Annotated in this window: 17 protein-coding genes, 1 tRNA gene and 2 pseudogenes; 13 read left to right on the top strand and 7 right to left on the bottom strand. The window is 62.5% G+C overall.

The window, feature by feature from the left end:
* Positions 1-118 precede the first annotated feature (118 nt).
* Positions 119-4,459, top strand: coding sequence for a chemotaxis protein CheB (locus PQ467_RS00205; protein ID WP_274174574.1), 4,341 nt, complete (start codon positions 119-121; stop codon positions 4,457-4,459).
* A 92-nt stretch (positions 4,460-4,551) separates the two neighbouring features.
* Here the strand turns inward: PQ467_RS00205 and PQ467_RS00200 are convergent.
* Positions 4,552-4,723 (bottom strand): annotated as a pseudogene (locus tag PQ467_RS00200) (IS3 family transposase); the annotation flags it as partial.
* A 199-nt stretch (positions 4,724-4,922) separates the two neighbouring features.
* Here PQ467_RS00200 and PQ467_RS00195 point away from each other — a divergent pair.
* From PQ467_RS00195 to PQ467_RS00150, 10 genes are all read left to right on the top strand, one after another.
* Positions 4,923-5,492 carry a DUF1269 domain-containing protein gene (locus PQ467_RS00195; RefSeq protein ID WP_274174573.1) on the top strand — a complete coding sequence of 190 codons (570 nt, stop codon included), beginning with the start codon at positions 4,923-4,925 and terminating at the stop codon, positions 5,490-5,492.
* 168 nt (positions 5,493-5,660) lie between these two features.
* Positions 5,661-6,725 carry a zinc-dependent alcohol dehydrogenase family protein gene (locus PQ467_RS00190; protein WP_274174572.1) on the top strand — a complete coding sequence of 355 codons (1,065 nt, stop codon included), beginning with the start codon at positions 5,661-5,663 and terminating at the stop codon, positions 6,723-6,725.
* Positions 6,726-6,789: 64 nt separating this feature from the next.
* Positions 6,790-8,172, top strand: coding sequence for an NAD-dependent succinate-semialdehyde dehydrogenase (locus tag PQ467_RS00185; RefSeq protein WP_274174571.1), 1,383 nt, complete (start codon positions 6,790-6,792; stop codon positions 8,170-8,172).
* An 88-nt stretch (positions 8,173-8,260) separates the two neighbouring features.
* A complete protein-coding gene (locus tag PQ467_RS00180) occupies positions 8,261-9,427 on the top strand; it encodes an NAD(P) transhydrogenase subunit alpha (protein WP_274174570.1) in 1,167 nt (388 codons plus the stop codon).
* Complete coding sequence (locus tag PQ467_RS00175; RefSeq protein ID WP_274174569.1) at positions 9,424-9,774, top strand: NAD(P) transhydrogenase subunit alpha; 351 nt, start codon at positions 9,424-9,426, stop codon at positions 9,772-9,774. The genes PQ467_RS00180 and PQ467_RS00175 overlap by 4 nt, the downstream gene beginning before the upstream one ends.
* 4 nt (positions 9,775-9,778) lie before the next feature.
* Positions 9,779-11,230 (top strand): NAD(P)(+) transhydrogenase (Re/Si-specific) subunit beta, encoded by a 1,452-nt coding sequence (locus tag PQ467_RS00170; protein ID WP_274174568.1) that lies wholly within the window; start codon positions 9,779-9,781, stop codon positions 11,228-11,230.
* 41 nt (positions 11,231-11,271) lie between these two features.
* Positions 11,272-12,315, top strand: coding sequence for a zinc-dependent alcohol dehydrogenase (locus tag PQ467_RS00165; protein ID WP_274174567.1), 1,044 nt, complete (start codon positions 11,272-11,274; stop codon positions 12,313-12,315).
* 69 nt (positions 12,316-12,384) lie between these two features.
* Positions 12,385-12,831, top strand: coding sequence for a universal stress protein (locus tag PQ467_RS00160; RefSeq protein WP_274174566.1), 447 nt, complete (start codon positions 12,385-12,387; stop codon positions 12,829-12,831).
* 238 nt (positions 12,832-13,069) lie between these two features.
* Positions 13,070-14,119: an AI-2E family transporter gene (locus tag PQ467_RS00155; protein ID WP_274174565.1), complete on the top strand. Its 1,050-nt coding sequence runs from the start codon at positions 13,070-13,072 to the stop codon at positions 14,117-14,119.
* Positions 14,116-16,674 (top strand): cation-translocating P-type ATPase, encoded by a 2,559-nt coding sequence (locus tag PQ467_RS00150; RefSeq protein WP_274174564.1) that lies wholly within the window; start codon positions 14,116-14,118, stop codon positions 16,672-16,674. The genes PQ467_RS00155 and PQ467_RS00150 overlap by 4 nt, the downstream gene beginning before the upstream one ends.
* A 232-nt stretch (positions 16,675-16,906) precedes the next feature.
* Here PQ467_RS00150 and PQ467_RS22690 read toward each other — a convergent pair.
* The 3 genes and pseudogenes from PQ467_RS22690 to PQ467_RS00135 form a co-directional block, all read right to left on the bottom strand.
* Positions 16,907-17,056, bottom strand: a pseudogene (locus PQ467_RS22690) (integrase core domain-containing protein); the annotation flags it as partial.
* A gap of 392 nt (positions 17,057-17,448) precedes the next feature.
* Positions 17,449-18,084 carry a DUF433 domain-containing protein gene (locus tag PQ467_RS00140; protein WP_274174563.1) on the bottom strand — a complete coding sequence of 212 codons (636 nt, stop codon included), beginning with the start codon at positions 18,082-18,084 and terminating at the stop codon, positions 17,449-17,451.
* A 645-nt stretch (positions 18,085-18,729) separates the two neighbouring features.
* Positions 18,730-18,821, bottom strand: a tRNA-Ser gene (locus PQ467_RS00135).
* 274 nt (positions 18,822-19,095) lie between these two features.
* Here PQ467_RS00135 and PQ467_RS00130 point away from each other — a divergent pair.
* The gene (locus PQ467_RS00130; RefSeq protein ID WP_274174562.1) at positions 19,096-19,833 is read left to right on the top strand and encodes a DUF1134 domain-containing protein; all 738 of its coding nucleotides are present in this window, start codon (positions 19,096-19,098) and stop codon (positions 19,831-19,833) included.
* A gap of 64 nt (positions 19,834-19,897) precedes the next feature.
* The gene (locus PQ467_RS00125; protein WP_274174561.1) at positions 19,898-21,076 is read left to right on the top strand and encodes an amino acid aminotransferase; all 1,179 of its coding nucleotides are present in this window, start codon (positions 19,898-19,900) and stop codon (positions 21,074-21,076) included.
* 248 nt (positions 21,077-21,324) lie between these two features.
* Here the strand turns inward: PQ467_RS00125 and PQ467_RS00120 are convergent, their stop codons facing one another.
* Genes PQ467_RS00120 through PQ467_RS00110 form a run of 3 tightly spaced genes read right to left on the bottom strand, consistent with a single transcriptional unit; the run spans position 21,325 to position 23,368 of the window.
* A complete protein-coding gene (locus PQ467_RS00120; RefSeq protein ID WP_274174560.1) occupies positions 21,325-21,942 on the bottom strand; it encodes a riboflavin synthase in 618 nt (205 codons plus the stop codon).
* Positions 21,915-22,904 carry a bifunctional diaminohydroxyphosphoribosylaminopyrimidine deaminase/5-amino-6-(5-phosphoribosylamino)uracil reductase RibD gene (gene ribD / locus PQ467_RS00115; RefSeq protein ID WP_274174559.1) on the bottom strand — a complete coding sequence of 330 codons (990 nt, stop codon included), beginning with the start codon at positions 22,902-22,904 and terminating at the stop codon, positions 21,915-21,917. The genes PQ467_RS00120 and ribD overlap by 28 nt, the downstream gene beginning before the upstream one ends.
* Positions 22,904-23,368, bottom strand: a complete 465-nt coding sequence (locus tag PQ467_RS00110) for a hypothetical protein (protein WP_274174558.1) — start codon at positions 23,366-23,368, stop codon at positions 22,904-22,906. The genes ribD and PQ467_RS00110 overlap by 1 nt, the downstream gene beginning before the upstream one ends.
* Positions 23,369-23,384 lie beyond the last annotated feature (16 nt).

The raw sequence follows: 23,384 nt of genomic DNA, 5'->3' as shown, positions 1-23,384 counted from the left end.
GATGCTTGCGGGGCGGCGGCCTTGCCCGCAAGAGCTATGGTCAGGTGGGGGCTGTGGCGATGACGCAAGCAGGATTATGTGTGCAAGGCTACCGTCCGCAATGTGTTAGACACGGTTTATGACCGATACGCATAACCAACCCCTGTCGGTTCCCCCGCCCATCGTTGCCATCGGCGCTTCGGCGGGTGGGCTGGAGGCGGTGTCGCGCTTGTTTGATGCGATGCCGGGCAAGACGGGGCTTGCTTTTATCATCGTCCAGCATCTGGAACCCAGCCACAAGAGTATGATGGTCGAACTGGTGGCCAAGCACACCAAAATGCCGGTGGTAGAGGCTGTCGAGGGGGCGCCGCTCCTTCCCGACACGCTGACGATCATTCCGCCGGGCCGCGACATCACCTTGCGAATCGGCGTCCTGCACCTGTCCACGCCGCGCGCGCGTTATGGTGCACGCTTGCCCTTTGATACGCTGCTTGCCTCGCTGGCGCAGGGCTATGGCGCGCGCACGATTGCGGTGGTCCTGTCGGGAACCGGCGAGGATGGCAGCCATGGTCTGGCCGCGCTCAAGGCGGCGAATGGACATGTGATTGCCCAGCAGCCCGAAGAGGCCGAATATGATGGCATGGCCCGTAGCGCGGTTGCCACAGGGCATGTCGATCAGGTTCTGGCGCTGGCGGCCATGCCGGCTGCATTGGCGGCGATTGCCGCACAGATCGTTCATGCGGCGCCCGAGAGCGCCAAGGCATCACCGCCCGCCGATGGTATCGCGGCGATTGTCACTTATCTTGGCACCACGACCGCCCATGATTTCCACGGCTATAAGGCAGGCACGATCGGACGGCGCATCGAAAGGCGCATGGCCATGCTGGCGGTGCCGCGCGGCGATTATGCTGCCTATCGGGCGCTACTGGAAAAGGAACCGGTTGAGCGCGAGCTTCTGGCGCGCGACATGATGATCAATGTTACGGCCTTTTTTCGTGATCCGCAGGTGTTTGATCGCGTGGCGAGCGAGATCCTGCCTGATCTGGTCAAGCGCCTGCCGGCAGGGCGTCCGCTGCGGATATGGGTCGCGGGATGCAGCAGCGGCGAGGAGGCTTATACGTTGGCCATGCTGGCCAGCGAGGCGTTGGCGGCGGCTGGCAGTGCGGCAAAGTTGCAAATTTTCGCTTCCGATGTCGATCCCGAAGCCATCGCCTTCGCGCGGGAGGGGCTCTACCCACTGGCCAGCATCGGCTGCATTCCGCCCGCTCTGCTCTCGCGCTATTTCAGCAAGGACGAGTTCGGCTATCGCGTCAGCGCGCATTTGCGCGCGCAGGTGGTGTTCTCGGTGCAGGATGTGTTGAGCGATCCGCCCTTTTCGCGGATGGATATGGTGTCTTGCCGCAATTTGCTGATCTATCTCGACACGGCGGCGCAGGCACGCGTCACCTCACTATTTCATTTTGCCCTGCGCGAGGGTGGCATTCTGCTGCTTGGCTCGTCCGAAACGATCGGCAAGGAAGGCGGGCGCTTCGATCTGGTCGCCAAGGCCGAGCGTATCTATCGCCATGCTGTGCCCAGCCGACCGGGAGAGGCGGGTTTTCCTTTCAGCTTTGGCGAGAACCTGCCGCGCCTCGCCGTGCCGGACAGCACTGCCACGCCCGCGCGGCAGACCAGCCTTGCTGACATTTGTGCCCGTGCGATGCTGGATGGGCTGGCGCCCGCAGCTGTGCTGGTGAACCGCGCAGGGCAATGCCTCTATCTTACCGGCAGCGCGGAACGCTATCTCCGGCTGGTCACCGGCTATGCCAGCACCGATCTGCTGGCGATGGCGCCGCCTGCGCTACGCGGCAAGCTAAGGCTGGCGCTCAAACAGGCCAATGCCGAGCAGCCGCAGGTGCAAGGCGGCTTGACAGTTCTGGAAACCCCGCTCGGGCCTATCGCCTTCCGTTTCGAGGTCCGCTTCCTGGGGGGGCGGGATGAGGATCTTTGGCTGGTCGCCTTCCTGGAGGACAAGGATCGCGGCGCGCAGGCAGCAGATGGCGATCAGCCTACTGTCGCCGACACCAGTCAGGCCCAGTCCCGCATCGCTGAACTGGAGAGCGATCTGGCTGCCGCGCAGGCCGATTTGCAGGTCGCTCTGGCGGCGCAAGAGGTGGCCTATCAGGAGCAGAAGGCGATCAACGAGGAGGCCTTGTCGGTCAACGAGGAATTCCAATCGACCAACGAGGAATTGCTGACTTCCAAGGAGGAATTGCAATCGCTCAACGAGGAACTGACTGCACTCAACAGCCAGTTGCAGGAAACCCTCGATCGTCAGCGTCTGACTTCGGACGATCTTCAGAATGTGCTCTATTCCACCGATATCGGCACGCTGTTTCTCGACAAGGCGCTCAAGATCCGTTTCTTTACTCCAGCGATCAAGACGTTGTTCTCGGTCATTCCGAGCGATATCGGGCGGCCGCTGGAAGATTTGCGCGCATTGGTGCCCGATGCCGAATTGCTCGACGATGCGCAAAGGGTGGTGGCCGACGAGGTTTCTATTGAGCGCGAAGTATGCTCGCGGCAGGGCGCGTGGTTTGTGCGCCGCATCTTCCCCTATCGCGCGCGCGACGCCCGTGTCGAAGGCGTGGTCATCACCTTCGCCGACATCACCGAGCGCAAGGCCACGGCCAGTGCGCTGGAAGCCGCCAAACTCGAGGCCGAACTGGCCAATATGGCCAAGTCCCGATTTCTGGCGGCGGCGAGCCATGATCTGCGCCAGCCTTTACAATCGCTGACTCTGCTCAAGACCTTGCTGGGGCAGGTGGTCACGGGCGAGCGGGCGCAGGGCCTGCTCACCCGGCTCGGACAGACGTTGCGCTCAATGTCGGACATGCTCGACACGTTGCTCGATATCAACCAGATCGAGGCAGGTGTTGTCGAGGCGCATCCTCAGGTTTTCGTGATTGGTGACATGCTCGAACGGCTCCGCGAGGAATTTACCGCTCTGGCTCAGGCTAGCGGGCTGAAGTTGCATGTCGTACACTGCTCGGCGCTGGTGCATACCGATCCGCATCTGCTGGAGCAGATGATCCGCAACCTGCTTGGCAATGCCATCAAATACACCCGCAAGGGTCGCGTATTGCTCGGGTGTCGGCGGCGCGGAAACATGCTGCTGGTCGAAGTGTTGGACAGCGGGATCGGCATTGCCGCCGACCTGTTGCACACCATCTTCGAGGAGTTCCACCAGATCGGCAATGCGCCAGAGGATGGCAGTCGCGGTCTGGGGTTGGGTCTTTCGATCGTGCAAAGGCTCGGGCAACTGCTTGGGCTTACGGTGAGCGTGCGTTCGATACCGGACAAGGGCTCGGTGTTCACGATCACCTTGCCATGCGGCGGTGAGGTTGATCTTGCGCCTGAAATGGCCAGACCCGTGCTGGTTGCCAGTGTTGCAAGCGCAGCGCAGCCCCGCCGTGTTCTTGTGGTGGAGGACGAGCCGGATGTGCTCGACTTGCTCGAACAAATGCTACGCGGGCAGGGTTATGAGGTGCGTGGCGCAGGAGATGCGCAACTTGCGCTTGGCGAAGTGGCCGATGGCAGGTTCCGGCCCGATGTGCTGCTGACCGATTATAATCTACCTAATGGCGCCAACGGCCTGGACCTGTTGGCAAGCCTGCGTACCCAGCTTGGGGGGGAATTGCCCGCGATCATCCTCTCGGGCGATATTTCCACCCAGACATTGGCCCGCATCGCGCAGGCTGATTGTGTGCAGTTAAGTAAACCGGTCAATGCCGACCAACTGTTGCGCGCTATTGGAAAAATGGACGCGAAGGCAAGTGTGGAGAGTCACCGGGTCGTTCCGCCTGAGCTGGCTTCGGCCAAATTAGACGTTCCACAATCGGGCCAGCTGGTCTGGGTGATTGATGATGACGCGCGTATTCTGTCTGGCCTCTGTGAAGTGCTGGGCGCGGCTGGCCATCGGGTGGCTGCTTATGCCAGTGGGGAGGCGTTTCTGGCAGCGTATCAGCCGACTGGTGAAAGCTGCATTCTGGCTGATCTACATCTGCCCGGTATCAGCGGGGTTGATTTGCTGGGGATGCTAAGGTCGCGGGGGGATGGCGTGCCGCTGATCCTGATAACCGGCAGCGGGGGCATCGGGCAGGCAGTCGAAGCCATGCGGATGGGGGCTTGCGATTTCATCGAAAAGCCTGTGGCGGGCGAGGCGCTCATGGCCAGCATCGCACGCGCGCTGGGTCAAGCCCATGATATGCGCCTGGCCGATGCGGTCCATGACGGGGCGGCGGCACTCGTGGCCGGGCTGACTGCGCGCCAACGCGAGGTGATGATGCGCGTTCTGAGCGGGCATCTCAGCAAGAATATCGCTGCCGATCTGGGCATTAGCCAGCGTACGGTGGAAAACCATCGGGCGGCATTGATGAAGCGAATGCAGGTGCGATCGCTGCCCGAATTGGCACGGCTTGTGATGATGGCGGAAACCTAGACCCAAAGGCGGAACCTTTGACCATGCTGCGGGATTTCTTTTTGCAGCGCGGTATCATCGGCAATTTGATGGGCTCTCTATTTCTTGATCCGGTCGCGGCGCAGATCCTGCACCTCGCCGGTGGCCGCGGCGCGGGCAGTATTTGCCGACCAGGCGGCGCTTATCCGCCTCCACAAATTCCTTCGACCAAGTGAAATATAGCCTCTGTACGATGCCTTCCTTGCGACATAGCTCGGCAATGCTGTCCTCGCCGCGTAGGCCATCCCCCTATTTATCCGCCCCACTCCCACAAACTGGCCTGCCAGCCATCGGAAACTACCCAATCGTCCAGCGAAAGGTCCGCTGCGTAGTTTCCGAGGCTGCTGGGCGGTTGCCGGGGGCGGTAGGAGCAATTTTGGCAAGCGCAGGTACGAACCGCTCCGCCGCGTCCCATCGATCTTCATGCCTATAAAAAGAGATAACCATGCGCAAATCTGAAGCTCTCCCCGCTGCCGCCGTCGGCATATTCTCCAACCATGCCGATGCCGAAGCCGCAGTGAAGGAACTGGGCCTTGCCGGCTTCGACATCAAGCACCTGAGCGTTCTGGGGAAAGGCTATCATCTCGATGAACATGTCACCGGCTTTTACAACCAGGGTGACCGCATCCGCTTCTGGGGGACACGCGGTGCCTTCTGGGGGGGATTGTGGAGCCTGTTCTTCGGCGGCATTTTTCTGACGGTGCCCGTCTTCGGCCCGGTCGTGGCCTTGGGGTATGTGGGAGCGATGGCCGTTGCCGCGCTCGAAGGCGCTGTCGTGGTTGGCGGGGTCAGTGCGATCTCGGCCGCGCTCTATGGCATCGGCATCCCGAAGGACAGCGTCCTTCAATACGAGACCGCCATCGCCGCGGACTCCTTCCTCGTCATGGCCCATGACACGCCGAGCCGGATCGCCGTCGCTCGTCAGATCCTCAAAAGCGCCGGCGCCACCCATGTCGATACTCATGAAGGGCTTTGCGACAAGCAGGCCGAAGGAACGTCGGTGCGCGCAGGATAGTCTGGCGCTCTGACGCCGGGGCGGCTCAAAATGCCGCTACCTAGGCCCACATCTGCCTTGAGTGAGTAGTTCCCGAGGCTGGGCAGCATCCACGAACCCGCCCAGTCTCATGGGCAATAACAGCCCCGGCGCCTCGCGACGAGTCTTCGAACCCCAAAGGTATCAGCTATGAACGCCATCACGAAGCTGTCGACAATGAAGGCTCTGGTCTATCATGGTCCCGGCCAGAAGGCCTTCGAGGACCACGCCAAGCCGGAGATCGACGGATCTGGCGATGCGATCGTCCGGATCACCAGAACGACGATCTGCGGCACTGATCTGCACATCCTCAAGGGCGATTTGCCCAGTTGCACATCGGGGCGCATCCTTGGCCATGAAGGCGTCGGCATCATCGAGAGCGTTGGCCCGGCGGTGACCGCGTTCAAGCCGGGCGACCGGGTGCTGATTTCCTGCGTCACCGCCTGCGGGAAGTGTGAATTCTGCCGCAAGGGCATGTTTTCGCATTGTACCACCGGCGGCTGGATTCTGGGCAACACCATCGATGGCACCCAGGCCGAATTCGTGCGCATCCCCCATGCAGACACCAGCCTCTATCCCATCCCCGAAGGCGCTGATGAAGAGGCGCTGGTGATGCTCAGCGACATCCTGCCCACCGGCTTTGAGTGCGGCGTTCTGAATGGCAAGGTGCAGCCCGGCGCCAGCGTGGCGATTGTTGGAGCGGGGCCGATCGGGCTGGCCGCGCTGCTCACCGCCCAGTTCTATTCACCGGGGCAGATCATCATGATCGACCTCGATGACAACCGGCTGGATGTCGCCAAACGCTTTGGCGCGACCCAAACCATCAACAGCACTGACGGCCACGCGGTTGAGAAGCTGATGAAGCTGACCAACGGCAAGGGTGTTGATACTGTGATCGAGGCGGTCGGCATCCCCGCCACGTTCGAGCTGTGCGAGCAGATCGTTGCGGCCGGCGGGATCATCGCCAATATCGGCGTCCACGGCTTGCCCGTCGCGTTGCATCTGGAGCGGCTGTGGGATCGCAACATCGCCATCACCACCCGCCTTGTCGACACCGTCAGCACGCCGATGCTGCTCAAGGTGTTGCGGGCTGAGAAGATCAATCCGAAGCTGCTCATCATCCACCGCTTCAAGCTTGGCGCCATTCTGGACGCCTACAAAACCTTCGCCAATGCCGCCAAGAGCAAGGCGCTGAAGGTGATCATCGAAGCCTGAAACCCTCGATCGGCGGCATATCCCTCCGGTCGCCGTGCTTCCCTCCAGAAGGCACACCCAGACCATGACCTATCAAAGCCTCAATCCGTTCAACGGCGAACTCGTCGACAGCTTCGAGCCGCTCGGCGATGTCCTGCTGGAAACCAAGATCGCCACGGCGCAGGCTTGCTTCGAAACCTGGCGCCACACGTCCTATGCCCGGCGCGCCGTGATCATCGCCAGGGCTGGCGAGATTCTCCATTCCCGGGCCGACGAATTTGCCCGGATCATGACCCTGGAGATGGGTAAGCGGATCGGCGAAGCGCGCGGTGAGGTCGAATTCAGCGCCCGGATCATGGCCTATTACGCCAAAAATGCCGAAAGCTTCCTCGCACCGGTGAAGCTCAATCCCACCAATGGCGAAGCGCATATGGAGAGCAGCCCGATCGGGGTGATCTTCTGTGTAGAGCCCTGGAATTTTCCCTATTACCAACTCGCGCGCGTCGCTGGCCCGCATCTGATGGCGGGCAATACGCTGTTGGTGAAACATGCCGGGATCGTACCGCAATGTGCGATTGCATTCGAGAAGCTGCTGATCGAGGCTGGCGCGCCCATGGGCCTCTACACCAACCTGCTGATCAGCCATGAGCAGTCCGATCATGTCGTTGACGATCCGCGCATCAAGGGCGTGGCGCTGACCGGCAGCGTCGCGGCGGGCCGCAGTCTCGCGTCGCGTGCGGGGCAAAATCTCAAGGTTTCGTCGATGGAACTGGGCGGGAGTGACGCCTTCATCGTGCTGGAGGACGCCGATCTCGACCTTACGGTCCCGTGGGCAGTGTGGGGGCGGATGTATAATACCGGCCAGACCTGCTGCGCCGCCAAGCGTTTCATCGTGGTGGCGAGCATGGCTGACAAGTTCCTCGAACGCTTTCGGGCGGCCCTTGGCGCGCTCAAACCCGGCGATCCGATGGACGAGAAGACCACGCTTGGCCCTTTATCGACCGAACAGGCGCTGGTCGATCTGCTCGCGCAAGTGGACGGTGCCGTTGCCAAGGGCGCCAAGGTGGTGATGGGCGGCAAGCGCATCGACCGCCCAGGCTCTTTCATGGCGCCGACCATCCTCACTGACATCAAGCCAGGCAATCCTGCCTTCCGCGAGGAGTTCTTTGGCCCTGTCGCCTTGTTCTTCCGGGTGAAGGATGAGGATGAGGCGATCGCGCTCGCCAATGATTCGGACTTTGGCCTCGGCGGTTCGGTTTGGACCAGCGATGTCGCGCGAGGCAAGCGCGTTGCCAGCCGCGTCGAGACGGGGATGATGTTTATCAACAACATCGACTGGACCGATGCGGAGCTGCCCTTCGGCGGGATCAAGGACTCGGGCTACGGGCGCGAACTGGGCGACATGGGCATCCAGCAGTTCGTGAACAAGAAGCTGGTGCGTACCCATGCGGTCAAGGCGCCCGCCTGACTTCCAAGTTTGCCAGACGGGGTGCCCGACCATCCATGTCGGGCACCCCGGCGTTGGCCTCAAGCGCAGCCAAAGCGGGGAGCGTCCCATGTACGTCAATATTGCCGTTCTCAAGGAAACCAGACCACACGAGCGCCGCGTGGCGTTGATGCCATCGGTCGTGCCCAAGCTTACAAAGCTGGGCGCGAGACTGCACATGCAGTCTGGCGCGGCAGAGGCGATCCGCCTGCCGGATGCGGATTATGAGGGTGTCGTGTTCATGGATGATCGCACCGCGATGGTCGAGGACGCCGATGTGGTGCTGTGCGTCCAGCCGCCCGCGCTTGACGTGATCGACGCCATGAAGCCCGGCGCGATCCTGATCTGCTTTGTCTATGCGGCGAATGAGCCGGAACTGGTTAAGCGCCTGCTGGCCCGCCGCATCACCTGCTTTGCGATGGAGCGCATTCCGCGCATCTCGCGCGCGCAAGCCATGGATGCGTTGTCGAGCCAGTCCGCTCTCGCGGGCTATTACGCCGTGGCGCTGGGCATGGCGCATCTGGATTGCGTGTTGCCAAAGATCACGTCCGCTGCGGGGGTGATCGGCCCTGCGAGGGTACTGGTGATGGGGCTGGGGGTTGCGGGTCTGGAGGCGATCGCCACGGCTCAGCGCTTGGGCGCTGTCGTCGAGGGCTATGATGTAAGGCCCGAGACGCGCGAACAGGCGCTGTCGCTGGGCGCTACCTTCGTCGATACCGGCGTGGATGCCACCGGCAAGGGCGGCTACGCCCGCGAGTTGACAGCGCAGGAAAAGACCAGCGTCGATGTCACGCTGACCAGGCATATCCAGGCGTCTGACCTGATCATCACCACGGCGACCATTCCCGGCAAGGCCTCGCCCAGGCTGATCAGCAAGGCGCAGGTATCGGGGATGAAATCGGGTGCGGTGATCGTCGACCTGTCCGCCGAGGTCGGTGGCAATTGCGAGATGGCGCAGCCGGGCAAAACCATCCAGCTTGATGGCGTAACGATCGTCGCGCCGCTCAATGTGCCATCGTGTCTGGCAGCGAGCGCCAGCGATCTTTACGCGAAAAACGTGTTCAACCTGCTCGCGCTGATGCTGCACGACAATGTCATTATGATCGATTGGGCCGATGAGGTTCTCGCCAAGACCGCGCTGACCCATGACGGCAAGCTGGGCGGCGGCGAATCTGCACACAACGCCCGCCAACCAGCCCGCGAAGGCGGCGTGAACCACATGGGACACCAATCATGAGCAGCGATGTCGCGATGACCGGCTTTATCGCCCTCTACATCTTCATGCTGGCAGGTTTCGCGGGTTGGGTGATCATCGGCAATGTGCCGGCAATCCTGCATACGCCGCTGATGTCGGGCTCGAATTTCGTCCATGGGATCGTGGTGGTGGGCGGCCTGTTTGCCCTGCTCAACGCCAGCACGCCTCTGGAGCAGGCGATTGGTTTCTTCGCGGTGTTGCTGGGCGCTGGCAATGCCGCCGGTGGCTACGCTGTGACCGACCGCATGCTGGCGATGTTCAAGTCCAGCGGGGCCGTGAGCAAGCCCCACGGCCCCGCCAAGGCTCATCACCTCAAGAAGAAGGGGTGAGGCCATGCTCGCCGTGATTTCGCAATCCGTGATCGGCGCCACCGATCTTGTCGCCGCCTTCCTGTTCCTGTTCGGGTTGAAGCGGATGTCCTCGCCGGCCACGGCCGCGTCCGGCATCCGGGTCGCGGGGTTCGGCATGGTCGCGGCCATACTGGTCAGCTTCCTCTATGTCTTGACGATTGCCGCCGCCGCCAGGCCGCATCTGCCGGTCAATCTGGGGCTGGCAATTATTGCCCTGGCGGTCGGCGGCGTCGGCGCATGGCTCGTTGGTCGGAAAGTGGCGATGACCGCCATGCCGCAAATGGTGGCGATCTATAACGGCATGGGGGGCGGCGCGGCCGGCGGCATTGCCGCAGTCGAACTGTTTGGGAGCAAGGCGCATGGTATCGCGCAACTCGTCGCAACCCTGCTCGGCGCGTTGATTGGCGCTGTGTCGATGTCAGGTTCGGTCATTGCCTGGGGCAAGCTTCAGGGCGTGCTGGGCAAGCCACTTCGGTTCAGCGGCCAGCGGCTTTTAAACGGGCTGGTCTTTCTGGCCGCGCTCGGAGCCGGGGTCTGGATCGCCGTGGCGGCGCTGAACGGGATAGTGGTGTTTCTGCCGCTTGCGACATGGATCACGATCTTCTTCGGTCTCGCTTTGCTATTCGGCATCCTGATGACTTTGCCGATCGGCGGCGCGGACATGCCGGTGGTGATCTCCATCTACAACGCATTCACCGGCCTCGCCGTCGGGTTCGAGGGATACACGCTGGGCAATCCGGCGCTGATGATCGCCGGCATGGTGGTGGGGGCGGCCGGCCTGTTGCTGACGCTGCTGATGGCAAGAGCGATGAACCGCTCGGTTACCAACGTTCTCTTCTCCAATTTCGGCGATGTGCCCGCCAAGACCAAACATGGCGAGATTACCGGCTCCGAGCGCGAGACCCAGGCATCCGACGCCGGTATCCAGATGCGCTATGCCGCCAGTGTCCTTGTCGTGCCGGGTTATGGCCTCGCTGCGGCACAGGCGCAGCAGAAGCTCTACGAATTCGTCAAGCTGTTGCTCGCCGCCAAGGTCAAGGTCCGGTTTGCGATCCATCCGGTGGCCGGGCGCATGCCGGGGCAAATGGATGTCCTGCTCGCCGAAGCTGGCGTACCCTATGACCTCATCTTTCAGCTCGACGACATCAATGCCGATTTCGCCACCACCGACATCGTGCTGGTAATTGGCGCCAATGATGTCGTCAATCCGGCGGCGCGCACCGACAAGACCTCGCCAATTTACGGCATGCCGATCCTCGACGCGGACAAGGCCAAGCAGGTTTACGTTATCAAGCGCGGGCAGGGCAAAGGCTATTCGGGCATCGAGAATGCCCTGTTTTACGAGCCCAACTGCGCCATGGTTTTCGGCGACGCGCAAGCCGTGCTCGTCAAGATGATCGAAGCCGTGCGCGGCCTTGGCTCCGCCGCTGCCTGAACCCATCCATTCCATCCCGCGCCAACCGAAGGTATCCCGACATGACACCCAGAAAAATGCACGCCGCCGTCGTCACCGCCTTCGGCAAGCCGCTGGAACTTCAGGAATGGGATGTCCCAACGCCCGGTCCCGGCCAGATCCTCGTCAAGACCGAAGCCTGTGGTGTCTGCCACACCGATCTGCACGCGGCCAACGGTGACTGGCCGCTGAAGCCGACGCCGCCCTTTATCCCGGGGCATGAGGCGATTGGCATTGTCGTGGCGATGGGGTCGGGGGTGACGGTGGTGAAGGAGGGCGATCGCGTCGGTGTGCCCTGGCTCTATTCGGCCTGTGGCCATTGCGAATATTGCCTTTCCGCTTGGGAAACCGATTGCCCCACCGCCGAATTTGGCGGCTATACGAAGAATGGTGGCTTTGCCGAATATGTGCTGGCCGATCCCAACTACGTTGCGCTCATCCCAAAGGGGCTGGGCGCAAAGGAAGTCGCGCCGCTCATCTGTGCCGGGATCACCACCTACAAGGGCATCAAGGAGACGCAGGCGCGTCCGGGGGAATGGATCGCCATCTCTGGCTGTGGCGGTCTTGGCCATTTGGCGATCCAATACGCCAAGGCGATGGGGCTGCTGGTCGTCGGCGTCGATATTGACCAAGGCAAGCTTGACCACGCCACCCGCCTTGGCGCCGATCTCGTGATCGACGCCAGATCCCCCGATGCGGTCGAGACCCTGCTCAAGGAAACCGGCGGCGGCTGCCATGGCGTGCTGATCACCGCGCCCTCGCTGCCCGCGTTTCAGCAGGGCGTGGCCATGACCCGCCGACATGGCATCGCTGTGCTGAATGGCCTGCCCCCGGGTGCCTTCCCGCTCGACATCTTCGATCTTGTGGCCAAATGCGTCACCGTGCGCGGCTCCTTCGTCGGCACCCGCAAGGACATGGCCGAATGTCTGGACTTTGCCGCCAGAGGCAAGGTGCATGCGGATATCGAACTGCAGCCGCTTTCCGCCATCAACAGCGTGTTTGAAAGGCTTGAACGGGGTGACGTACCCTCGCGCGTTGTGCTCGATTTTGGCCCCGCAGGACAGTGATGGCGGGGCAGCTTCAAGCGCTTTGACCCATTTCAGACGTTACAAGCTCAGCGACCAAGGATAGCGCTTATGTTTCAGAAGATTTTGGTGGCCCATGATGGCACCGGCCCCGGTGATATCGCCCTGCATCGGGGGGCTGAACTCGCCCGGTTGTGCAAAGCGGAATTGCATGTGCTCGGCGTTGTGGCGACGGCTGGCGGCATGTTGCTTGATCCAGCTGTCGTCTCGGATGAACTGCTCGAAACGGAGCGAACCTATCTGCGAGACGCGCTGGACGCTTCTGTCCACGAACTTCGCGGAAAAGGCGTCAAGGCCATGGCCTGCATTCGCGATGGCGCACCGGCCTACGAGATCGTCGACTATGCCCATGAGATAAAAGCCGATCTTGTGGTGGTTGGTCACAGTGCCAAGGGGCTGCTGGCATGCTGGTTCGAGGGCTCGGTGGGGAGCAGCTTGCTGGCCCAGATGCCGTGCAATGTGCTTGTCGTCACGGATGGGGTGCATTCATCTCCGTAGCATTGGTGGTCCGCCGCATCCTCATTCAGGATTGCCAAGCGGGTGAAATCCTTCATGCTGGTGGTCGGGTGCGGCATCATTTGCAATCTGGCGGACTATCCTTTTCTTGACCCTGTGGCGGCGCTGATGGTGGGCATCATGGTTCTCAAAATGGCCTATGCAGGCTGCCCTAGCCTGAAACCTGCGTCATTTTGCTGTATGCCGCCCACATCCGGGCATTCCGTTAGGAACTCGCTGCATGCCATCATCGTCCGATCATCCGCAGCGGCGCGCTTCGTCCTTGGGGGAATTTGCCAGGAAGGTGGGGGTTGTCGTCCTCATCGGCGCCATGGCCTATGCGGTCTGGCGCTTGGCAGATCTGGTCCTGTTGCTCTTTGCCTCCACACTTTTTGCCATAGGCCTGCGCGCCGGGGCCAAATTCTTGGGCAGGCGCCTGCATTGCGGCCTGCCTTTTGCGCTTGGCCTGCTGCTTGTCGGGCTGCTGCTCGCGACGGGCGCCGCGCTCTGGTTTTTCGGCACGGTTGCGGCCGCGCAATTGGGCGAACTCGCTCGGCAAATCCCCGTCGGTGCCGGGCTGCTGCTGAGCAAGATCCAGTCCACGCCCTTTGGCCGCTTTGCGCTGGAGCAGGCGAGAACCGCAGGTGTGGCGGGCGCAACGGGCTGGGCGGCCTCGCTGGTCAGTACCCTGGCTCAGGACATTGTGGTGGGCGTCGGTTATGCGGTGCTGACCTTCTTTACCAGCATCTATCTCGCGGCGCAGCCTGACCTCTATCGCCAGATGTGCCTGCGCGTGTTGCCCATGGGCTGGCGGCCGCGCATGGCGGCGCTGTTCGCGCGCACGGTCGATGTGCTGCGCCACTGGATGGCGGGGCAATTCGTGGTGATGGTGGTGATCGGCGTCTTGTCGGGGCTGGGTCTGTGGGCACTGGGCATCGAGGCTGCCTTTGCACTCGGTCTGGTGGGCGGCTTGCTGACCTTCATTCCTTATGTCGGGGCCATTCTGGCGGCCGTCCCGGCAACGCTGGTCGCGTTGACACAGGGGCCTACCCAGGCGGGCATGGTGTTGGTCATGTATATGGGCGTGCATTTCATCGAGGGCAATTTCATCACCCCGCTGGTGCAGGCCAAGGCGACCGCGCTGCCGCCCGTCTTGGCGCTGCTCGGCACGGTGGGTTTCAGCGTGTTGTTCGGTCCTTCGGCGGTGCTGCTGGCTGCGCCGCTCACGCTGTTTGTGATCGTGGCCATCGATGTTCTTTGGGTGGAGCAGGGTTTGGAGCAACAGGCATGATCGACGTTTCGTCTCCCGCCGCCTTGTCCGGCCTCACACAGGCCCAGGCCGCCGAGCGCTTGGCCGCTGATGGCCCCAATGAATTGCCGCGCCACGGGCGGCGCAGTTTTTTGAGGATCTGCCTTGAGGTGCTGCGCGAGCCGATGCTGGCGATGCTGCTGGTGGCCGGGCTGATCTATCTGGCCTTGGGCGATGCGCGCGAGGCCTTGATCCTGCTGGTTTTTGCGCTTCTGTCCATCGTCATCACCGTGGTGCAGGAAACCCGCACCGAGCATGCGCTTGACGCGCTGCGCGATCTCACCAGCCCGCGCGCGCTGGTCATTCGGGATGGGAAGCGTCAGACGATTGCGAGCCGTGATGTGGTGTGCGGGGATCTGATGGTGCTGAATGAAGGCGACCGCGTGCCCGCCGATGGCTGGATCGCGCGCGGCGACGCCTTGGAATGCGACGAATCCTTGCTGACCGGGGAATCGGTTCCTGTCCGCAAAAGTGCTTGTAGCTTGGCCGCGCCGACCCAGCAATTGCGCCCCGGTGGCGATGATCTGCCTTTCGTCTATTCCGGCACGCTGGTGGTGCGCGGCTCCGGCCTTGCCGTTGTATCAGCCACCGGTGCGGCCAGCGAGATCGGACGGATAGGACAATCGCTCTCGACCATCGAGACCGAGGCGCCCCGTTTGCAGCGGCAGATGCGCCGCCTCGTCTGGTGGTTCGCCGCGCTGGGCGGCTGCGCCAGTGTGCTGGCGGTGGTGCTCTATGGCTTGCTGCGCGGCAGTTGGCTGAACGCGGCGCTGGCGGGCATCGCGCTGGGCATGTCGATGTTGCCGGAGGAGTTTCCAGTCGTGCTGACTGTCTTCATGGCCATGGGCGCGATGCGTATGTCGCGCGTGCGCGTACTGACCCGCAGGGCGACGGCCATCGAGACGCTAGGCTCGGCGACAGTGCTGTGCACCGACAAGACCGGCACTTTGACCGAAAACCGGATGCGGATTGCGCAATTGCGCTCGCCCTACGGAGGGGTGTTCCAACGTGATGGGGAAGGATCACTCGATACGCCGTGTCGGCTACTGGCCGAGCTGGGCATTCTGGCCAGCGCGCCCCAGCCTGTGGACCCGATGGAAATCGCCTTTTACGAGCTTTCCGCCGCGCGACCCGGCGATGGGCTGATGGCGCGTCAGGGCGCAGGCTGGGCGCTGCGCCACCACTATCCCCTGGCCCCTGCTCTACTGGCCATGTCGCAAGTCTGGGCGGGGCCGAACGGCGAATGCGTGATCGCCGCCAAGGGCGCGCCCGAGGCGATTGCCGACCTATGCCACCTGACTGACGCCGAATACGCCAATCTGAAAGCCGCCGTCGATGCCATGGCAGGCGCTGGCTTTCGGGTACTCGGCGTGGCTGAGGCGCGCTGGGCGGAATCCGACCTGCCTGCAACACAGCGTGATTTCGCCTTCGCCTATCGCGGGCTGGTGGGGCTGGCCGATCCGCTGCGCGCGGCAGTACCCGCAGCCGTGCGTCAATGCCGCGCGGCGGGCATCCGCGTCGTCATGATCACCGGCGATTACCCCCAAACCGCGCAGGCTATCGCCGCGCAGGCGGGGATCGGCGGGAGCGAAGTACTAACCGGCGACGCCTTGGCCCGGATGAGCGAAACGGAATTGGCGGAGTGCATAGCCCGCGTCACCGTTTGCGCGCGCATCATGCCAGAGCAGAAGCTTCGCATCGTCGAGGCTTTGAAGGCGTCCGGTGAGATCGTCGCCATGACCGGCGATGGGGTGAATGACGCGCCCTCGTTAAAGGCCGCAAATATCGGCATCGCCATGGGCGGGCGCGGCACCGATGTCGCCCGCGAGGCGGCTGCTATCGTCCTGCTTGACGATGATTTTGGGGCCATCGTCAAGGCGGTCAGCCTTGGGCGGCGCATCTATGACAATCTGCGCAAGGCCATCGGCTTCATTCTGGCCGCGCATATTCCGATTGCTGGTTTAACCCTGCTGCCCTTGCTGACAGGTATGCCGCTACTGCTTGGGCCGATCCATATCGCCTTTATCGAAATGATCATCGATCCGGTTTGCTCGCTGGTGTTCGAGGCCGAGATTGCCGAGCATAACGCAATGACCCGCCCGCCACGCAAAACCGATGCGCCGCTGTTTTCGCGTGGGCTGGTGGTTTGGGCTGTGCTCCAGGGCTTTGTCGTATTGGCAATGAGCGGCGGGTTGGCCACCTATTTCTTCCGCTCTGGCAATGATGCTGCGACGGTCCGCTCTGCGGCCTTCTTCGCGCTGGTCTTGGGCCTCGCTTGTCTCATTCTGGTCAACCGCCGATTCAGCGCGTCCTTGCTTTCGGCCCTAAGACGCCCCAATCCCGCCTTGAGCATTGTCCTTGCCATCGTGGCCATCATTTTGGCCGCCACGCAGATGGTCCCCGCAGTGGCAGATCTATTCAGCTTTGCGCGAGTATCCCTTCTCAATCTTGCCATTGTCCTTGGTGCAAGTGTCATGAGCCTGCTTGGGCTGGAGGCCATCAAGCCTTTCGTGGTTAGCAGGCTCATTCAGCGATAGTTGGGCGAAACTGGAGACCTGCTTCAAGGGGGATAGACATTAGTGAAAGGCCGCTTTGCGCCGCCGAAGTCTGGACCAAGAACGACGGCTCTTGCGGCGTTGGAGGTCAAAGTGAGAGCGGGAGTAAGAGCTTTCGAGTTCCCTGAACCCGAAAGGATTTCCTATGCCTTACTGCCACCAGGAGCCCGCAGCGTATGTGGGCCAGCTTGCTGAAGCCGCGCGCAGTTTAGTGCCGCAGTTCGCTACCGGTCTCGAAGGCGTGGAGATAGACGCACTCGTATTTCACCGACCGCCACAGGCGTTCAATGAAGACGTTGTCCATCCAGCGCCCCCGGCCATCCATGCTGATCCGCACTTCGGCCTCGCGCAGCACGCTGGTGAAGGTATGCGCCACCAGATTGACCGTGATAACGCTGAAGATGCGCAAGCCTGCCAGCGGATACCGCTTGCTGAGCCGAGCACCAAGCGGGGCGGCGAACCAGAACATCGGCACATTGACCGCCGTGAACACCGCGCCTGGCGCTGGGCATTGCGGATAGAGCGCGGAAAATCCGAACATCGCGCAAAAGGCTTTGGGGAAAGCGTAGGCCTCGCCATGCAGGTCGAAGCCATATTCCTCGACATTGTGAATGAGATAAGCCGCCACCCCGGCCCATGACAGCCAGCCAAGGTCATGCCAGCGCGAAACCCGTTGGTCGCTGCGCAAAGCATCCGTGGCTAACAACGCGCTGAGCACCGCCGCAGCGGGCAGGCCGATCCATGGAAAGGCGGTGTTTAGCGATGGCATGAATAATCCTCGGTGGCGTCGCTTACCAGTTTCACCCGATGCGACTGCTTGAGAAGCAACCCGTCGTCTTTTACCGGCTTGGGGCGACCACGCCGAGGGTGGGCGGCAACCCAGATTGGCGCTAACGCCAGGTGGCGTGACGTGAGCTTGGGATAACCGGCGAGAATTTCCTCCTCGCTCACGCCATCTTCCAGCATGGACGCAATAAGACGCACCGGAATACGCGTGCCCTTGAACAGAGGTTCGCCACCCATGACCGCCTTGTCCTGCGCGATCATGGCCTCCGCTTCCTCAAGTTCTTGGGTACGGGCAGCGATTTGCTTGCGCGCCTCGGCCACATCAATGATGAGCAGGTCATCCGCCCGCACTTGCGAAGCGTTCGGCTCGCGCATGATCGCTTCGAACAGTTTCTCGCGGCGCTCTTGCGAAAGGATGCCGCCGATCTGAGACCAAAGCTTGAGTTGCAGCAGGCCATCGCTGGAAACCGCCCGCTGGCGTGTTGTCTTTCCCGCATTGCGGACGGCCACCACAATGCGCTTGTCGATCGCGTTGTTGACCGCCTTGACGGCGATGCCCGCAACGGCTGCGGCCTCGGTGGGTGAGAACAGGCGGACGGCTTGCATAATCATTCTCCTTGGGGAGAATATATAGCAACCGTGCTCAAACGTAAAGGTCACGCATGTGAACCGGAAAAGGCCAATCCATCTGCGACAGTGAGTTCAGGCCGAGCGCTTACGCGATCTTGCAGGCTTGGCCACATGGTCGGCAGAAACCTCCAGATCCACGGCCAACTGGCTCAGGGCACGTTCGGCGCCAAGTCGCTGCAATCCATCCATGCGGCCATCCATGTCGAGACGCGAAATGCGGGAGCGGATCAATCTCGGCCATGGTCCGAGTTTACGCGATGGTGAGCGTCTGGACGTGTCAATCGGTGACGAGAGAAAAGGAGAAAACCATGGGGGCGAGGCCCCCCTGGAGGCGAGCGCCTGGATCGCTCAAACGGTCAGGTTAACCGTTGGATTTGGCCATTTTGCGCGAAAAGTCGGCACAGTGAAAAGACGTAGTTTTAGCTCTGACCTATGTACAATGCTCTGTTAATGAACGATAAATCTCTCTGGCTTGGCCCACCGATATGCAAGTTCTGATCTTGCGGACCGTAGAGCCCATGCAAAAAGGTCGGCACACAAGTCGGCACAGCAACTTGCGCGTTTGGCGCGTTTCATCGATGTCGAGGCTGGTTGGGGTGCTAAATCGTTGATTTACAACGATGGCGGAGACGCCGGGATTCGAACCCGGGGTGCCCCAGTTAGGGCACGACGGTTTAGCAAACCGCTGGTTTCAGCCACTCACCCACGTCTCCGGATCGCAGCGGCGAAGGCGGCCTATAGCGGGGGTATTTCGAACCGGCAAGGGGGTAGAATGATTTCTTTTTATCCGCAGGCGAAACGCAGCCGGGCCGGGTGCTTTACCTCTGGCGCGAAACCGCTTCAGGCTGCAGCAAGGCAAACTTGGCCACGTTTGGCCGCAGAACCGACTCGGTCCGCCGCCTGCCGGCTTGTGCTGGCGCGGGCCGGATTGTCCACAAGGCCGGCGGGCCATAGACTTTGGCCTGCTGTGAAGAGGGGAATGAAGCGATGATGCCGAACCGTATGGCTGCCCATGGCGCAAGGATGGGCGCTCTGGCGGCGCTGAGCATGATGATCGTGGCGCCGGTGGCCCATGCGCAGAGCAATCCGCCGATCGATTCCGATCTGGTGCGCCCCGGCGCGCCGGAAACGCCTGCGCCCGCCTATACGCCGCCTGCTTCGCCGCCTGCCTCGGGCGCGCCCTATGCCCCGGCGCCCCAGACAGCACCTTTATCGCCTTCATCCGTGCCCCCTGCCAATGGCACAACCTACCATCAGGACGATCTGATCGGGGCTGCCGAAGGCGTGTTCGGCAAGGGGGCCAAGGGTCTGGCCCAGATGATTCAGGACATTTTGAAAAAGCAGGGCGAACCCAATGCCTATATTATCGGTCGCGAGGCGGGCGGGGCCTTTGCCCTCGGCCTGCGCTACGGCTCGGGCACACTCTATCACCGCGTAGAAGGGCAGCGTCCGGCCTATTGGGCGGGCCCCTCGATCGGATTTGATGCCGGGGCCAATGCGGCGGACACATTCGTGCTGGTCTATAATCTGAACAACACCGAGGATCTCTTTCACCGCTTCGGCGCGGGCGAGGGGCAGGCCTACATGGTGGGCGGCTTCAACGTTTCCTATATGCGGCGCGGCGATATCGTGCTGATTCCGGTGCGTATGGGGGTGGGGCTGCGGCTGGGCATCAATGGCGGCTATATGAAGTTCTCGAAAAAGCAGAACTGGAACCCGCTCTGAGGCACGATTCTGTGGCGATACGCCCTTGCCCCCATGCGCGCGTGGGGGTAAGGGCGCGACCATTATGCTCAACAACCTCAAGCAACAGCCCGCCGACGCGCTTCTGGCGCTGATCAAGCTCCACAATGCGGACCCCCGCGAGGACAAGATTGACCTCGGCGTGGGCGTCTATCGCACCGATACGGGCGCCACGCCCGTGTTCGAATCGGTGAAGGCGGCCGAAAAGCTGCTGCTCGATACGCAGGATTCCAAAGCCTATCTCGGGCCCGAAGGCGACATGGGCTTTGTCCATGCGCTGATGCCCTATGTGTTCGGCGCGGAAAATCCGACCATGGATGGCCGCATCGACGGGATGCAGGCTCCGGGCGGCACGGGCGCTGTGCGTCTGGCCGTGGCTCTGGCCAAGAAGGCGGGCGTTACCCGCATCCTGATGGGCACGCCCAGCTGGCCCAACCATGCCCAGATTGCCGCCGACGTCGGCGTCGAAATCAAGGGTTTCAACCACGCCACCAAGGCGGGCGTGGCCGACATGGATTCCCTGCGTGAAGCGATTGCCGGGGCCGAAGCCACCGATGCCATCATGCTGCATGGCTGCTGCCACAACCCCACCGGCATTGATTACACCAACGCCGAATGGGACGAAATCGCGGGCCTGATCAAGGCCAAGGGTATCCTGCCGATCCTCGACCTTGCCTATCAGGGTCTGGGTCAGGGCATGGAAGAAGACGCCTATGGCATCCGCCGCGTTCTGGCCGAAGTGCCCGAAGCGCTGATCGCCTATAGCTGCGACAAGAACTTTGGCTATTACCGCGACCGCGTGGGCGCGCTCTACGTGCTGGCCCAGAATGCCGATGCGGTGAACATCGTGCTGTCGAACGGCGCGACGCTGGCCCGTGCGGCCTGGTCGATGCCGCCTGATCACGGCGGCGCGGTGGTTCGTCTGATCCTCTCGGATGCGGGCCTGACTGCTTCGTGGCTGAACGAGCTGGACGTCATGCGCGCGCGCATGAACGAAGTGCGCGCCAAGCTGGGCAGCGCTGGTGTTCAGGGCTCGGTCGATTTCGCGCCCTTCGGCACGCAGAACGGCCTGTTCTCGATCGTTCCGCTGACCGGCGATCAGGTTCTGGCCATGCGTGAAAAGCACGGCGTCTATATGGCCGGTTCGGGCCGTATCAACGTGGCGGGCCTGACGATGGGCAACATCGACAAGTTCATCGCGGCGGTGGCGGATGTGACTGCCTGATTTTTGCCTCCGGCGGGCAAAGGGACTCGGTCCCTTTGCAATCCCGTTACTTAAAAAGCGCCTCGCTGGAAAACGGGGCGCTTTTTGATTTGTACAAAGCCTGCGGCGCGGCGGCGTAGCGCTGATCAGCGCCGCAGGCTTTCATATTTCTGAGATCGCGTCCGACACAAACGCTGAACCCATGGCGCAACGCTGACAGTAACGGGAGCGCGAGGGTCTAGACCCTCGCATCTAAACTCCCTTCAAAATTACCCCTTCAACGCCTGCATTCGCTTCAGATACCGCGCCAACACATCAATCTCCAGATTGACCGAAGCGCCCTCAGCCCACTCGCCTGCGGTGGTGACCTTGGCGGTGTGCGGGATGATGTTGAGGGCAAAGTGGCAGGTGCCGTCGGCCTGATCGGCAATGTCATTGACCGTCAGCGAGATGCCATCGACGGTGATCGAGCCTTTTTCCGCGATATAGGGCGCGAGATCGGCCGGGGCGGCGATGATCACACGGATCGAATCGCCCACCGTGCTGATGCTGACCACGCGGCCCACGCCATCGACATGACCGGTCACGATATGCCCGCCCAGTTCATCGCCCAGTTTCAGCGCCGGTTCGAGGTTGAGCGTGGTGCCGATGGCCCAGCGGCCCGCCACGGTGCGGCTGGTGGTTTCGCCCGAAATATCGACGGCAAACCACGAATCGCCTGCGACTCCACCCTTGTCCACCACCGTCAGGCAGACGCCGGAACAGGCGATGGAGGCGCCGATGGCGATGCCTTCGGGGTCAAAGGGGGCGGCGATACGGGCGTGGACGTGGTCCTGCCCGGTGGCCTGCGTGATGGTGCCTAAAGCGGTGACAATGCCGGTAAACATGGGTTTGCCTCATAGATTTCCAGCGTGTCCTTGCCAAGCTGGCGTTGATCTGTCTTGTGCCAGCGGTCATGCGCCTGCGCCAGAGCGGAAAGGCCATAATCGCCCACGCCCGGCCTGCCGCCGCCGATCAGGATGGGCGCGCGATAGAGCAGCAGGCGATCCACCAGCCCGGCGCGCAGGAAGGCCGAAGCGGCTCCTGCGCCGCCTTCGACGAACAGGTAGAGATCGTCATGCAGCCCGTGAATAGCCTCGGGCGAGGCGATGGGCTGCCACCCTTCGGGCGCCGCGCCATGGGTCAGTACCAAACGCCGGGGACTTTGCGCCTCCAGCCCCGGCAGGCGCACGTCGAGCCGGGGATTGTCCGCCCGCAACGTCCCGCCGCCCACCAGAATCGCGTCCGATTGCGCGCGCATCGCATGGGTATGGGCGCGTGCTTCGGGGCCGGTGATCCACTGGCTCTCGCCATCGGCGCGGGCGATGCAGCCGTCGAGCGACATGGCCAGCTTGAGCGTGACATGCGGCCGCCCCTTTGTCCGCTGGGCCAGATAGCCCGCCAGCGAGGCGCGTGAGGCGGGGCAATCGACCTGCTCGACGGCAATGCCCGCGCCGCGAATCCGCGCTATCCCTGCACCCGCCGTGCGCGGATCGGGGTCGCCGCAGCCGATCACCACCCGCGCCAGTCCCGACGCCGCCACCAGATCCGCACAGGCCGGGCCGCGCACTGAAACATGGGCGCAGGGTTCGAGCGTGACATACATCGTCGCTCCGCGCGCATCCACGCCGCTCAACGCCACCGCCTCGGCGTGAGGCCGCCCGCCGCCCTGCGTCCAGCCGCGCGAGATCACCACACCATCGCGAACGATGATTGCCCCCACGCCCGGATTGGGCCGCGACAAAGGCCGCGCCCTTGCGGCCAGCCTGGCGGCGGCGGCCAGCCAGCGACGGTCGGCGCTATCGGCCATTATTTCGCGGCGGCGGCCTGCACGGCCTTGGCGTGTTCGGCCTCGGCTGCGGCGGCCTTGGCTTCGGCGGCGCGCTGGGCTGCGGCGTCGCGCTCGATCTTGTCCACATCCATGCCCGAAATCCGGCCCAGCGTGCGATAGAGCTTTTTCGTCTCTTCCTCGGCCTCGGCCTGTTCGCGCAGGCGCTGTTCCTTGATCTTCTGGAAGGCCAGATTGCTGGCCTTGATTTCCTCGTCGCTGCGGTCGGCGCGCCAGCTGTTGATATAGGTGATCGACGGCAGGCGCGGGGGCGCACGATGTTCTTCACGAATAATCAGCGAAAGAACCGACCCGCTGGCCACCAGCGCGGCCAGCACAAAGCGCCACCGGTTGCGCCCCGAAGACCGCCACACCGAGACGAAATCGGACACCGCGCCCGTGGGGGACACATCGGCCCACATCGAATTCTTGCGTTTGAAATTCATCACTCCACGCAAATAG

The sequence above is a fragment of the Novosphingobium sp. KACC 22771 genome, from assembly GCF_028736195.1.
Taxonomy (GTDB): Bacteria; Pseudomonadota; Alphaproteobacteria; order Sphingomonadales; family Sphingomonadaceae; genus Novosphingobium.
The sequence above is the reverse complement of the archived record's forward strand: the minus strand, read 5'-3'. Positions and strand labels throughout refer to the sequence as shown.

Coding starts and splice junctions, on each gene's coding strand:
- PQ467_RS00205 (WP_274174574.1), top strand. CDS start 119: ATGACCGATACGCATAACCAACCCCTGTCGGTTCCCCCGCCCATCGTT.
- PQ467_RS00195 (WP_274174573.1), top strand. CDS start 4,923: ATGCGCAAATCTGAAGCTCTCCCCGCTGCCGCCGTCGGCATATTCTCC.
- PQ467_RS00190 (WP_274174572.1), top strand. CDS start 5,661: ATGAACGCCATCACGAAGCTGTCGACAATGAAGGCTCTGGTCTATCAT.
- PQ467_RS00185 (WP_274174571.1), top strand. CDS start 6,790: ATGACCTATCAAAGCCTCAATCCGTTCAACGGCGAACTCGTCGACAGC.
- PQ467_RS00180 (WP_274174570.1), top strand. CDS start 8,261: ATGTACGTCAATATTGCCGTTCTCAAGGAAACCAGACCACACGAGCGC.
- PQ467_RS00175 (WP_274174569.1), top strand. CDS start 9,424: ATGAGCAGCGATGTCGCGATGACCGGCTTTATCGCCCTCTACATCTTC.
- PQ467_RS00170 (WP_274174568.1), top strand. CDS start 9,779: ATGCTCGCCGTGATTTCGCAATCCGTGATCGGCGCCACCGATCTTGTC.
- PQ467_RS00165 (WP_274174567.1), top strand. CDS start 11,272: ATGACACCCAGAAAAATGCACGCCGCCGTCGTCACCGCCTTCGGCAAG.
- PQ467_RS00160 (WP_274174566.1), top strand. CDS start 12,385: ATGTTTCAGAAGATTTTGGTGGCCCATGATGGCACCGGCCCCGGTGAT.
- PQ467_RS00155 (WP_274174565.1), top strand. CDS start 13,070: ATGCCATCATCGTCCGATCATCCGCAGCGGCGCGCTTCGTCCTTGGGG.
- PQ467_RS00150 (WP_274174564.1), top strand. CDS start 14,116: ATGATCGACGTTTCGTCTCCCGCCGCCTTGTCCGGCCTCACACAGGCC.
- PQ467_RS00140 (WP_274174563.1), bottom strand. CDS start 18,084: ATGCAAGCCGTCCGCCTGTTCTCACCCACCGAGGCCGCAGCCGTTGCG.
- PQ467_RS00130 (WP_274174562.1), top strand. CDS start 19,096: ATGATGCCGAACCGTATGGCTGCCCATGGCGCAAGGATGGGCGCTCTG.
- PQ467_RS00125 (WP_274174561.1), top strand. CDS start 19,898: ATGCTCAACAACCTCAAGCAACAGCCCGCCGACGCGCTTCTGGCGCTG.
- PQ467_RS00120 (WP_274174560.1), bottom strand. CDS start 21,942: ATGTTTACCGGCATTGTCACCGCTTTAGGCACCATCACGCAGGCCACC.
- ribD (WP_274174559.1), bottom strand. CDS start 22,904: ATGGCCGATAGCGCCGACCGTCGCTGGCTGGCCGCCGCCGCCAGGCTG.
- PQ467_RS00110 (WP_274174558.1), bottom strand. CDS start 23,368: ATGAATTTCAAACGCAAGAATTCGATGTGGGCCGATGTGTCCCCCACG.